This is a genomic window from Selenomonadales bacterium (genome assembly GCA_018335585.1).
GTDB lineage: Bacteria > Bacillota > UBA994 > UBA994 > UBA994 > UBA994.
Genome location: JAGXRZ010000020.1, coordinates 139844 through 152434, shown reverse-complemented (window position 1 = coordinate 152434; position 12591 = coordinate 139844). Strand labels below are relative to the sequence as shown.

The 12591-nt window shown below is 55.8% G+C and carries 14 protein-coding genes; 13 read left to right on the top strand and 1 reads right to left on the bottom strand.

All coding sequences use genetic code 11. The features are described from left to right. Window positions 1–48 precede the first annotated feature (48 nt). The 3 genes from KGZ66_03100 to KGZ66_03090 all read left to right on the top strand — a co-directional run bounded on the left by KGZ66_03100 (window position 49) and on the right by KGZ66_03090 (window position 1743). Entirely contained in the window at window positions 49–1161 is a 1113-nt protein-coding gene (locus tag KGZ66_03100; protein ID MBS3984577.1) for a M20/M25/M40 family metallo-hydrolase, read from the top strand. A gap of 86 nt (window positions 1162–1247) precedes the next feature. After that, window positions 1248–1469, top strand: coding sequence for a DUF2281 domain-containing protein (locus tag KGZ66_03095; protein MBS3984576.1), 222 nt, complete (start codon window positions 1248–1250; stop codon window positions 1467–1469). A 61-nt stretch (window positions 1470–1530) separates the two neighbouring features. Then, complete coding sequence (locus KGZ66_03090) at window positions 1531–1743, top strand: PIN domain-containing protein (protein ID MBS3984575.1); 213 nt, start codon at window positions 1531–1533, stop codon at window positions 1741–1743. Between the two features lie 22 nt (window positions 1744–1765). Here the strand turns inward: KGZ66_03090 and KGZ66_03085 are convergent, their stop codons facing one another. Then, on the bottom strand, window positions 1766–3610 hold the full coding sequence (locus KGZ66_03085; GenBank protein ID MBS3984574.1) for a methyl-accepting chemotaxis protein: 1845 nt from the start codon (window positions 3608–3610) through the stop codon (window positions 1766–1768). Window positions 3611–3794: 184 nt separating this feature from the next. Between KGZ66_03085 and KGZ66_03080 the strand changes: the two genes are divergently transcribed. The 10 genes from KGZ66_03080 to KGZ66_03035 all read left to right on the top strand — a co-directional run bounded on the left by KGZ66_03080 (window position 3795) and on the right by KGZ66_03035 (window position 12423). After that, a complete protein-coding gene (locus KGZ66_03080; GenBank protein MBS3984573.1) occupies window positions 3795–4244 on the top strand; it encodes a chemotaxis protein CheW in 450 nt (149 codons plus the stop codon). Further along, a complete protein-coding gene (locus tag KGZ66_03075; GenBank protein MBS3984572.1) occupies window positions 4234–6156 on the top strand; it encodes a chemotaxis protein CheA in 1923 nt (640 codons plus the stop codon). The genes KGZ66_03080 and KGZ66_03075 overlap by 11 nt, the downstream gene beginning before the upstream one ends. Window positions 6157–6182: 26 nt before the next feature. Next, on the top strand, window positions 6183–7175 hold the full coding sequence (locus KGZ66_03070) for a chemotaxis response regulator protein-glutamate methylesterase (protein ID MBS3984571.1): 993 nt from the start codon (window positions 6183–6185) through the stop codon (window positions 7173–7175). A 20-nt stretch (window positions 7176–7195) separates the two neighbouring features. Continuing rightward, window positions 7196–7480, top strand: coding sequence for a flagellar biosynthesis anti-sigma factor FlgM (gene flgM / locus KGZ66_03065; protein ID MBS3984570.1), 285 nt, complete (start codon window positions 7196–7198; stop codon window positions 7478–7480). Next, a complete protein-coding gene (locus KGZ66_03060) occupies window positions 7477–7833 on the top strand; it encodes a hypothetical protein (protein MBS3984569.1) in 357 nt (118 codons plus the stop codon). Before flgM ends, KGZ66_03060 begins: the two co-directional genes overlap by 4 nt. 30 nt (window positions 7834–7863) lie before the next feature. After that, window positions 7864–9264 carry a flagellar hook-associated protein FlgK gene (gene flgK, locus KGZ66_03055; protein MBS3984568.1) on the top strand — a complete coding sequence of 467 codons (1401 nt, stop codon included), beginning with the start codon at window positions 7864–7866 and terminating at the stop codon, window positions 9262–9264. Window positions 9265–9269: 5 nt separating this feature from the next. Next, window positions 9270–10175: a flagellar hook-associated protein FlgL gene (flgL, locus tag KGZ66_03050; GenBank protein ID MBS3984567.1), complete on the top strand. Its 906-nt coding sequence runs from the start codon at window positions 9270–9272 to the stop codon at window positions 10173–10175. 11 nt (window positions 10176–10186) lie between these two features. Then, complete coding sequence (gene fliW / locus KGZ66_03045) at window positions 10187–10618, top strand: flagellar assembly protein FliW (protein MBS3984566.1); 432 nt, start codon at window positions 10187–10189, stop codon at window positions 10616–10618. Next, window positions 10618–10911, top strand: a complete 294-nt coding sequence (csrA, locus tag KGZ66_03040; GenBank protein ID MBS3984565.1) for a carbon storage regulator CsrA — start codon at window positions 10618–10620, stop codon at window positions 10909–10911. The genes fliW and csrA overlap by 1 nt, the downstream gene beginning before the upstream one ends. A 177-nt stretch (window positions 10912–11088) precedes the next feature. Next, window positions 11089–12423, top strand: a complete 1335-nt coding sequence (locus KGZ66_03035; protein MBS3984564.1) for a flagellin — start codon at window positions 11089–11091, stop codon at window positions 12421–12423. Window positions 12424–12591 lie beyond the last annotated feature (168 nt).

The window sequence follows — 12591 nt, the reverse complement described above, 5'->3', positions numbered from 1 at the left end:
GCAGGTACTCCCCCGTATTTTGGCGAAAGTATGCGCGAGGTGATATATGTGAAGGTTAAAGCGCATATCAAGCACTTGGCTGAGACTATCGGTCCGCGCGGCAGTTGTACACCGGCGGAACGTGAGGCGGCTGTGTATGCAGAAAACTACCTAGCAGGTTTAGGGTTTAAGACGGAGCAACAGCCTTTCCGGTCATTGACCACGTTTTCTTGGTTGCACGTGTGCTTCTTTTGGTGGCCGCTGGTGGCGTGGATGCTCGGCAATGCTTGGCTTGGATTATTGGGCACTGCGCTATTCTTCCTTGACCTAAACACCATCCCCGCTTTAAGCCGTCTCTTTCCCACCGGACGCAGTCAAAACGTCATTGCCAAACACGGCGGGCAAGGGGTCAAGGTAGTTCTAGTCGCCCATCTTGACAGCAGCAAAGCCGGGCTTAACTTTAGCCCGGCTCTAGTCACAGGGTTTAGAACTTCGTTTCTTCTGATGGCGTGGTCCTTTATTGTCTCGCCACCCCTCATAGCCGCATCGCAGTGGCCTGGCGGTTACTGGCGCATAGTCGCGCTTATCCCTACGCTTTATTTGGCCTTCGCGTCTCTGACACTTATCCACCGCGAGTTCTGGAACAAGTATACGCCCGGCGCTAACGACAACGCTTCCGGTGTGGCGGCGGTGCTCGAAGCGGCTGCACGCCTAAAGGACTACCCCGGTGCAGAACTTTCTGTGCTCTTAACCGGGGCAGAGGAAGCCGGCACCTATGGCATGGCCCGGTTCCTGGAACGGCACGGAGCAGGCTATCGCGACGCCTACTTCATTAATCTTGACAATATCGGCAGCGGTCGCCTGCATTACATGCACGGCGAGGGCATGTTTCCGGTCTTTAAGGCTACACCCGCACTGCTCGCGGCCTGCGAAAGAGTGGCCGCACGCCGCAGTGACTTAGGCGTAACCCCCGGCGTTTACACCCTGCTGTCTACCGATGCCATGCCGGCCTTAGTGCGTGGGTTTAAGGCCATTAGCTTCCTCGCAGTTTCTGACGCGGGGCTGCTGCCTAACTGGCATTGGCCCACTGACACACTAGAGAATGTGGACATAACTACCGTAGAGACCGCCGTGGAATTTGTAGTTGAGCTAGTACGGGAGTTAGGCACCGTCCGCCCCTAAATGCCTCATTGCATTGCATGCAAGACGAAAGTATAATAATCATACGGGTGGCCCTCAGAATGGCAAAAAGGAGGATCTAGGAAGCCATGCAATCTATACAAGAGCTTGTCGAGAAGCTGCCGCCAGATCTTCAGCAAGAAGTGCGAGATTTCGTGGAGTTCCTGTGGGAGAGGAAGGTGTACAGGAGACAGAGGAAGCTAAGGTTGACGTGGGCGGGCGCGCTTCGGGAGCACCGCACCCAGTTCACCTCTTTGGAACTGCAAAAGAAGGCTCTAGAGTGGTGGGGGAATGACCATTCATGTATCTGATAGACACGAATATCTGGCTGGAGTTGCTTCTTGATCAGGAGAAGGCAGAGGAGGTTCATCGATTCTTTCAGCAGGTAGAGGGGCGAAGGCTGGCGATGCTGCCGATCTCCGGCTTGCGCTTCAATTACGGAACCAATACAAGTTGAGTTTCGATGATGCCTATCAGTATGTGGCCGCCGAGAAGTTCGGGTATATCCTCATTAGTCTTGATTCAGATTTTGACCGCACGCCGAAGGGACGTCGGTTGCCAGACATAAAAACCCTTGAAGGATAGACTCTTCAAGGGTTTTTGCTCGTTATACTCTAAACTTTCTCGCCGCTTGCTCTAACCCTTTGCCAAGCTCTGCGAGTTGCGCACTGGCTGCTGCAGTTTCTTCGGAACTCGCGGCTACTTCCTCGGTAATAGCTCCGAGATTCTGCATCGAGGCTGAGACTTCGTTGGCACTGGCGGCTTGTTCCTCGCCAGCTGCCGAGATACCCTCAATCATCAACGCAATCTCGTTGACCTTGGCGACGATATTATCGAGCGCTTCTCTTGCGCCGCGCGCGCCGGCCGTGCCCTGAGTGCTCACTTTCACCGCCGCGTCGATTTGCTCTTGGATGGAGCGAATAAGCCGCGAGATTTCCTGCGTAGACTCCCGGCTTTGTTCCGCTAAGCTGCGCACGGCGTCGGCGACAACGGCGAAGCCGCGTCCGTGCTCGCCGGCGCGCGCCGCCTCTATGGCCGCGTTTAAGGCAAGTAGGTTAGTCTGGTCGGCGATAGACTCAATTGTATTGACGATGCCGCCGATTTGTTGCGAAACCTTGACCAGGCCGGTTACGTTCTCTTGCACTGTAGTCAGCGAGGCGATAGCGTTCCCAATACGCGTGGCTCCGTCTCCCGCGGCCTGTTGTGCGGATTCGCTGGCGGCCGAGGCGTGTTGCGCATTAGCGGCTATCTCCTCGGTGGCGGCAGCAAGCTGTTCTAGCGTACGAGTTACTTCTTGCGTTATGTTGGCTTGACTGTTGTTTCCTGCTGCGACCTCGGCAATGCTGCCGCTCATCACGCTGGCGCGTTCGGCCACTTCCTGCGCAGAGGTCTGCGCCCCTTTGATTAACTCGCCTAAGTTCTTCACCATCGTGACAAACGCACGCGAAAGCGCACCGATTTCGTCACCGTCGCCATCTACCGTGAATGCTAACGCTAAGTTACCTCCTGCGACTTCCTCGGCGCCTCTGACGATGGGTCTAATGCGTTTAGAAATGCCAGAGGAAGTGACCCACGCCACTACCATCGTTAGTGCTATCGCTCCCGCAATGATGACGGCAAACACCATAACTTTATCAAATACAAGCGCCATCACCTCAGCCCGATGCTGCTCTGCGACAGCGACGATGTCGAGTGCAGGAACGTAGGTTAGCGCGCCAAACACGTCCGCGCCTGCATAGTTCGTGTAGCGACCAAAGAAGACCTCAGGCGCATCCGGCTGAAACATCTTCAGTGCTTGCTGCGAAGCGACCGAAGTACCGATGGCGCGCTCCAAGAAGCGACTATCCGTTATAAACATGCCGTGACGATTCACTAAGTATCGTTCATCCGTTTCCTGGTTTGGACTAAAGAACTCAACTAGGCGCTTGTGTTCGGCCAAGTTCACGCCCACTATGACTGCGCCCACACGCTGTCCGCGACGGTCATAGACTGGCGCTGCTCCCATCAACCGCGTAATGCCTGCGTCAGCCGCAACCTCGATTGCGGTGTTTACCTCTCCCTGTAGCGCCCGCTGCACGTAGGTTCGGTTGGCCATGTTTTGTACGCTGCCTATCGTGTTATGCGTACTTATGCCGGAACGATCCACAAGCATCAGCTGATCCGCGCCGCCAATGCGCTTTCTTGCCTCGGCAAAGAGCTCCGCGATTTCTTCCGCGTTCCCTGTCTGCAGTGCCTGCGCCTCAGACAAGAACACTGCATTGGTGCGCGCTTCGTCTACCCTTGCCCCTATAGTCTTCTTTAAGTTGGCGACGGTCTCGCGCATGTTCGCTTCGGCGTTATTGTTAACTGTGTTAATGATGGCGTTGATGTTCCACGCGCCAAGTACGAGCGTGGGTAACAGCCCCGCGACAAGCATGGCCGTTACGAGCTTGGCCCGCAATGACTTAAGCATAAAAATCCGCTCCTCCGTTTCATTGCCGTCGTCTTTTCCAATTAAGACTATCTTGTCGGGCAACTGCTGTCAATATATACTGCGCCGCCTGAGCTTTTTACCTAAATTAAAGGTGTTTTGCGCCTTACCGAGAATAAAAGATGTACTAGGATGTATGCATGACGCAGTAAGAGGGAGGAGCACTATGGTCAGCAGGCTGCAGCTTGTTATTTTTTCGCTCGAGGGCGAGCAGTACGGCATTGACACAGCTCAGGTTAAGGAGATTGCGCGCATGGAGGAGATTACTCCCATTCCGCGCTGCCCTCAGTTTATTGAAGGCGTACTAAACTTGCGCGGACAGATTCTGCCCGTAGTATGTTTGCGCAAGCGTTTTGCGCTTACAGCTCGCACCGACACGTCCGCGACGCGCATCGTGATTGTGGACACAGAGGGACTAAAAGTAGGATTAATCGTCGACGGTGTTACCGAAGTGAGCGACATTGCAGAGCCTTTGGTCACACCCGCCCCGGATATAGCTGCGGCCTCCTTTGTACGCGGCGTATGTCACCATGGGGAAGCCTTAATTTCGCTGCTTGACCCTGTAAAACTCTTTTCCGACGAGCCGCAACTGGGGGTGAACTTGCTTGGTCAATAACGATTACCTGCGCCTGTTTCTCGATGAAGCCGAGGAGTTTGTAGACCGCTTAGCGCTAAACCTTGTCGCGCTAGAAAAGCACCCTGCCGACGCAGGTATCATTAACGAGGTGTTTCGCGACGCGCATACAATCAAAGGCTCCTCGGCGGCGATGGGCTTTACCCAAATGGCAAGTGTTGCGCATCAGATGGAAAACGTCTTAAGCCTGCTGCGCCAAGGCCAAGTTTCATCCGAGCCCGCGCTGTTTTCAGCTTTACTTGCGGGGCTTGATGCTTTGCGCCAGATTAAACACGATGTGTATAACACAGGCACAGAAAGTACATACGACCTTGCCGCAGTGCTTGCCGACTTGACCAAGTTTTCACCCGGTACAACGGAGGTAGCCGCAGCGCGCGACACGGCACCTGCGGCGGCGGTAGCTACGCATCGCGTGGAGATTACTCTGCGCACCCAAACAGTGATGAAGGGCGTGCGCGCGTTTATCCTGCTAAAGCGGTTGCGCGAGTTAGGCGAAGTTGTGCGTTGCGAACCAAGCGAGAGCGACCTTACGGAAGAGCGCTTTGAGCAGAGCTTTGCCGTAGAGATTAACACCGAGCAAAGCTCCGCGACATTGAGTGAAGCCGTCGGCCAGGACGGCGATGTCGAAGACGTGCGGGTGACTCATTTCGCTGCTCCCGCCGGTAAACTAAAGTCTAGTACGGAAAAACAGACCCAGGACCGCGCTGACACTAAGCAACACTCGGTACGAGTTGACGTCAACAAGCTAGAAAAGCTAATGAACTTAGTAGGTGAACTCGTCATAGAGCGCAATCGCCTCGCGAACGTGGTGGGCAACCTCGAGCGGGCAAGCCGAGACAACCTGCAGGTGCAGACGTTGCTTGGCGTATCCGGGCAACTTGGGCGGATCACAAACGAACTGCAGCAAGAGATTATGAAAGCGCGCATGATCCCCATCGCGCAGCTATTTAACACCTTTCCGCGGCTGGTGCGTGACCTAGCACAAAACCGCGGCAAGCAAGTTGAACTTGAACTACTCGGCACCGAAACAGAGCTTGACCGCACTATCGTTGAGGAAGTTCGCGACCCGCTAATTCACCTTGTGCGTAACGCCATCGACCACGGTCTTGAATCCAAAGAAGAGCGGGTAAAGCTGGGCAAGCCGGCGCTTGGGCGCGTAGTGCTTGCTGCTTCGCATGAAGAAACAAACGTCGTCATTTCGGTAAAGGACGACGGTCGCGGCATCGATAGAGAAGCCGTAGGGCGAAAGGCCCGCAGTCTCGGCCTCGTTACGGAAGAAGAGCTGCGTGAGTATAGCGACCAACAGGTTTTTCAGCTTATCTTTGCGCCGGGGCTAAGCACGGCGCGTGAGGTAAGTGATGTCTCCGGTCGCGGCGTAGGTATGGACATAGTGCGTACGCAGCTTGAAAAAATTGGCGGCAGCATCGAAATCACGAGCGAAATTAATGTCGGCACCGAATTCGTGATTCGCTTGCCACTAACGCTCGCCATCATACGCGCGCTGCTCGTTAGCGTACAGGGGCGCTCGTTCGCGCTGCCGATTGCCTCTGTCAGCGAGACGCGCAAGCTCAATCGCCAGGAGGTCCGTGCGGTGCAGGGGCGCGACTGCCTCGTCATTCGCGAGCAAATTGTCCCCCTCGTATCGTTAGCGTCTACCCTAGAACTGCCAGATGTCGGCACTAGTCCAGACCATTTGGTGATTGTTTTTTCGGCGACGTCTAAAGTAGCGCTGATGGTTGACCGATTATTAGGTGAGCAAGAGGTAGTCATTAAGCCTTTAGGGCCGTTTTTCACCGCCAATCGCGAACTTGCCGGAGCGACAGTGCTCGGTGACGGCAGCGTTGTTCCGATTCTAGACGTTAAAGGTCTCCTCGGCTTATTGCGGCAACGATGATTGTTCATCCCAAACGACGTGTACTGGTGGTTGACGACTCAGCGTTTATCCGGCAACTTTTAGTTAACGTCATCAATGCCTGTAGCGACATGGAAGTTGTCGCTACAGCGGCAGACGGTGTTGAAGCTGTGGCTAAGGCGCGCGAGCTTAAGCCTGACGTAATCACCATGGACGTTGAGATGCCGCGTATGAACGGCCTAACTGCGCTCAAGGCCATTATGGCCGAAAAGCCCACGCCGGTGATTATGGTAAGCAGCCTCACGGTTGCAGGCGCGAATGAGACACTGCAGGCGCTTGAGGGCGGAGCAGTCGACGTTGTGGCCAAACCGAAGGGCGCGCTTGCTATGCGGGAGTTAGCGGATGTCTTGCCGCAAAAGCTTCGCGTCGCAGCCGGTGCCCGCTTGCAGAGGCATCGCCCCTCGAGCGCGGCACGCGTGCAGCCGACTCGTGCGCGAGACTACGAGCTGGTAGTGGTAGGGTGCTCGACCGGCGGCCCCGCGGCGCTGCAAAAGATAATACCCGCTTTGCCTGCGGACTTTCCGGCACCCGTGGTCGTAGCCCAGCACATACCGCCGGGCTTCACCGGTCCCATGGCGCAAAGGCTGGCGCAGCAGAGCCAGGTGCAGGTAGTGGAGGCTACGCACCAGCAGTCGCTCCGCGCAGGGTGTGTATACATCGCACCTGCGGGAAGCCACACCACCGTAAAGCGTGACAGGGACCGCGCCGAAATTGCGATTCTGCCCCCCCAATCTAGTTCTTCACCTTTTCGCCCTAGCGTCAACGTCCTGTTTTCCAGTGCTTTGCCGTTTGCGCCCCGCGTTTTGGCGGTGGTTCTAACGGGGATGGGGCAAGACGGCCTCGAGGGCGCCAGAGAATTGCATCGGGCCGGTGCGGAAATTGTGGCGGAATCCGAGGAAACTTGTGTCGTATACGGCATGCCGCGCGTCGTGGTTGAAGCGGGTTTAGCCGAACGTGTTTTGAGCCTAGGTGAGATTGTCGCCTTTCTCGCACACCATTAAGCAGATAGGAGCTGCAGACTATGAAGATTGATGTGACCCGCACTTTGCCTAACCGACCGATTGAGGCGCCTAAGGAGCCCAAGCGAGCGGCAGCGCCCCAAAATTCGGTGGGAAACGACGCCATCGTCATCTCTGCGGCCGCAAAAATGCTGCGTGAGGCCTTGACTATTGAAGAGCCTTTTGATGCAGCGAAAGTCGCCGAGTTAAGGGCGAAGCTGTCCGAGGGACGCTATGCGGTGGATAATGGGCAGCTCGCGGCGAAGCTTGCCGCTGAGCTTACGGTCCTCGCGCGAGAAAGCAAATGAACTCGCCAAACCTCGCCAATTCACGCGATTCGCTGACCGCGCTCCACAAGAACCTACTGGAGCAACAGCAGTGCATGCTAGTCGACGACTTAGCCGGATTGTCCGAGCTTGTGCGAGAGCAGGAGGCCCTCTGGAAACAGTGTGAAGCCTATCTCGCTAGTGGTGTGCGTGACGCAGATACCGCTTTGCAGCTGTCACAGCTAAAGGACTTGGTCGAGACGAATCAGCTTCTGGCCCAGCAGAGCCTAGTCTTTGCCCGCAAGGTGTTAAACCTATTGGTGGAGGACGACGGGTACTCAGATAGGGGCAAGAAACAGGTGCGCCCCGGGAAGAGTCTCGACCTTCGCGCATAAGAGCAGTGGAGATGTCAAGGAGGTAGTCGTATGCCGTCAACCTTTTTTGCTTTTAACATAGCGCGGCGAGGCATTAGTGCGCACAAGATAGCGCTAGATGTCACAGCGCACAATGTTGCTAACGCGTCAACACCGGGGTTTTCGCGGCAGCAAGCCGTTTTCAGTACAACAAGCCCTTTCTCCACTGCCTCCATGAACAGACCCCAGCAAGCGGGCCAAATCGGTACGGGCGTGGCCGTAAGCGAGATTCGCCGCATGCGCGACAGCTTTTTGGATTACCAGATTCGCCCGCAACTTAGTAAGCTCGGCGAGTGGGAAGAGCGCTATGCGGCCTTAAACCACGTCGAGAAGATTCTTATGGAGCCGACCGAGTCCGGCCTAAGTAACGTGTTCTCTCGCTTTTGGGACGCTTGGCAAGAGCTAAGCAAAAACCCAACGAGCGGCGCGACGCGAGCCGGGGTTGTGGAAAAAGGTGTGACACTCGCCAACTCGCTGCATGCCGTCGCCGAGCAGACAGAGGTTACACTTAGCGACTTAACGACCAAGGTGCGGATGTCCGTAAATGATGTAAACGCTATCGCCGAACAGCTGGCCGCGCTTAACCGCCAGATTATAACCAATGTCGCTGCGGGGCTTAACCCCAACGACTTAGCCGATAGGCGTGATGTGCTGCTTGATGACCTCTCGCGCACACTTGGCTTTACTCAGCTCACGCAAGCTAACGGCGCTATCGACGTAGTCTTAGGCGGCCGTCACTTGGTGCAGGGCACCCTGTATAGTGAGCTCACTGTCGATTCAGGCGGCAAAATCACATGGCCGGATGGAACCGGTGCCACGGTTGTCGAAGGGCGACTAGCCGGGTTGTCTGCCGCGGCAGGCTGGCTCCGCGACGTATTCTATGCCAATATCAACACGCTCACCGTGCACCTAAGCGATTTGGTAAACACGGCGCACGCTTCAGGGCAGTCCTTAACTACGCCGCCGTCACCGCTCGGAGCCGACTTCTTTGTCATTCCCGCGGGGACGGCAGGGCGCGAGGCTAGGTTCATCACCGTCAACCCCGACATCGTGGCTGACCACGCGCTCGTCCGCGCAGGGGCTAGCGGCGCCGGGAGTGCCGACGGCAGCAATGCGCTTTTGGTAGTGCGTCAGCGCCACGCTAATTCGCTCCCCGGCGGCACCAATCTGGAAGGGTATTATAATGCGCTGGTTATTGCTCTCGGCGTAGAGGCGCAGCAGTCTTCGCGCATGTTCGTTAATCAGGATGCACTCGTCAACCAGCTCGACAATCGGCGCCAGGAATCAGCAGGTGTCTCTATAGATGAGGAGATGGCCTCCATGATTCAGTTTCAACACGGCTATGCCGCCGCGGCGAGGCTGTTAGACACCTTAGATGAGACGCTCGAAGTCTTAATTAACCTTGGGAGGTAGTGTGCATGCGCATATCTAACGCCACGCTACGCAATAACGTGATGCGCAATCTCCAGCTAAGCTTGCGCGAACTAGAGCGTACGCAGCGCCAAATGGCGTCAGGCAAGGCAATCAGCCAGCCTTCAGATAGCCCTGTGGGCATAGCTAAACTACTTGGCGTAAACTCTGTTCTAGCGGAGAGCTCGCAACTACAGATTAACGTGCGCGACGGCTTAGCGTGGCTTAACCTAACCGACACGACACTTGACACAGTCGGCGAGGCCTTCCATCGCGCCCGTGAGCTGGCGTTAGCGGGAGCTAATGGCACTATGCCGCAGGAAGCAAGGGCCTACAATGCCACTGAGGTGGACCAGTTACTGCGTCACGTCGTCGCGCTCGCTAACACGTCGCTCGACGGCACCCGCTCTATATTCGGCGGCGCGCATCACGGTGGGGTGCCCTTTGTCGTATCCGTGCGACCGGACGGCTTGGTGGACACGATTAACCCGGCCAGTTCGGATGCGGGGCAGGGAGTCGTAAACTATGAGATAATCCGCGGCATTGACATGCAAGTAAACACCGAAGGGTACGACCTGTTTTTTGACGGCGGGCTTTTTGACTCGCTCCTAGCAGTGCGGGACGGGTTGCTCGGCACGGGCGACCTGCAGACTGCACTTGCTAACCTAGATGCGGCCTTTAACACTCTGCTTGACGAGCGCGCCGTTGTCGGAGCTCGCCATAACAGGCTACAGATGACCGAGCAGCGCTATGAAGCGCAGCACGTAACTCTTACCGAGCTTAAGTCGCAGATAGAGGACATCGATATGGCTGAGGCGATTATGAACTTTAACACGCGTGAGCACGTGTACCAGGCGGCTCTTGCTGCAGGCGCGCGCGTAATGCAGCCCACGCTCTTAGATTATCTCAGGTAGAGGTGAGTAGTGTGATTGTACATAGCTCCAGGCTTGGTGAGGTTACGGTAAGGCCCGATGACCTCATTTCTTTTCCCGCCGGATTTATTGGCTTACCCGAGTGGCAGAGCGCCGTATTGGCGCCGTTCTCGCCCGAGGTGCCGCTCCTTCAGTGGCTACAGTTTACCCACGACGCCGATGCCGCCTTCTTACTGCTCGATATCGCCCAGTTTGCCCCAGACTATGATGTCGCACTGGCTAGGCAAGTGGCCGAGCTTAAAGAGACTTCGCATGTGTTTACGATTGTTTCTGTGCCTAACGGCGACTTTTCGCGCGCCACCACGAATCTACTTGCCCCGGTAGTCATCGAACGAAACCCTGCCGGCTCTCCCGTCGGCAAGCAGGTAATCCTGCATGATACTGCGTACCCATTGCGCCATTCCTTGTTTAGGAGTGATGACTGATGCTCGTTCTATCCCGCAAAGTAGGGGAGAAAGTGCGTATAGGAGACGACATCGAGCTCACCGTAATCGAGGTGCGCGGCGAAGCCGTGCGCATCGGCATCACCGCGCCGCGCGGCGTGCCGATCTACCGGCAAGAGCTGCTTGATGCGGTGCGGGAGGAGAATAGGGCGGCGGCGGGGGTTCAGCCGCCGGCCGCCAGCCGCCAGGCGCCAGGGGAATTAGCTGCGCTCGGCGCTCAGCTCACAGCCCGCAGGGGGGAGAGCGGGAAGGCGAATGGCAATCGTGAATCGTGAATCATGAATCAGGACCTCGTCTAGGGGCACGGGGGAAAACGAATTCTGCGAACATTTTTCTCCTTCCCCCTAAAGTTCTCCCGGGCATCGGTCGACTACTCTAGTGAGGGGCTCGGCGCGCGACGAGCCAAAACTCAACGGCAAGGACGCCGTTAGTAATTTCAAGGAGGAAATAGAATGAGAATCAACTCCAACATGTCGGCACTCAACACGTATCGGCAGTTAACTGCCAATCAAGCTGCAGGGGCGAGGTCGCTCGAACGACTGTCTTCAGGGCTACGCATTAATCGTGCTGGTGATGACGCTGCGGGCTTGGCTATCTCGGAAAAAATGCGTGGCCAGATTCGCGGTCTCACTCAGGCTTCCCGCAACGCTCAAGACGGCATATCGCTTATCCAAACTGCCGAAGGCGCCCTAAATGAAACCCACTCAATTCTGCAGCGCATGCGTGAGTTAGCGGTACAGGCCTCCAACGATACAAACACCGTTACTGACCGCGCTGAAATCCAAAAAGAGGTAAATCAGCTGACCTCGGAGATAACTAGGATTGGTAACAACACTGAGTTTAACACCAAGAAAGTCATTAATGGCGATATGACGGGCGCTGGCACAGGTGCAGTCATGGAGAGACAAACTCTTTCCTTCCCCTCAGTTGTGCTAGCGACACCGCACCCGAACGTTGTGCTTTCCATCGGTGGAGAGAACTATAATATTGCGTTTGCTCACGCAGTTGCACAAGGAACAAACACTGTCGACACGGCTACCAATACAGTAACCATCGGCACCGCGACGATTACTGATCTTGGCACAAACGTTGCAAGTGCACTAAACCAGCTGTTTGGCTTAGAGCCAAGCAATTCCCTCAGGGATTTCACAATCACAGGCACCGCGACTAATATTAGCATAGAGGCCAAGAGCACCGGGTCTTTTGCTGGTGCCGCAGGTGCGGAATCCATCAGGCTGCTCTCGGGTTTGGTCGCTCAGGCCCTTGTGCAGAATACCAACGGAGCCGACGGTATCGGCGGTCAATCCCACTTGCAGATTGGGGCTAATCAAGGCCAGCAGTTTACTGTAGCGATTTCTGACATGAGAGCCCTACAGAACTTGAGGATCTCCGGGACGGGATCTGGCAGTGCTCATGGAGTTGTGGCTGAAGCATTCTTTACTACAACGGTGCTTACAGACAGAAGCGGAGTGCCCAATGAGTTTGCTCTTGATGTTTCCACTGCTAGCAGGGCAACTGCGGCAATTACCGTTATGGACAACGCTATGACTCTGGTTTCTGCTGAACGTTCGCGACTGGGCGCCTTCCAGAACCGACTCGAGCATACAATTAACAACCTAGGCACCTCAGCCGAGAACTTAACGGCTGCCGAGTCCCGCGTTCGCGACGTAGACATGGCGAAGGAAATGATGGAGTTCACCAAGAACAACATCCTATCCCAAGCTGCACAAGCGATGCTCGCTCAGGCCAACCAGTTGCCGCAGGGAGTACTGCAACTGCTCAGGTAGTCACTGCTTTCCATCGGTTGAGGGCCTCCGCGCAAGCGGGGGCTTTTCGCTTGGCAATCATGAATCATGACTCGTGAATCATGAACTATGAACATAGCTGGCGAAAAGGTTCTAAAGCATTTGACGTGAAGTGCCGAATAGATAAGAGAGAGCGTACTACCGAAGTGC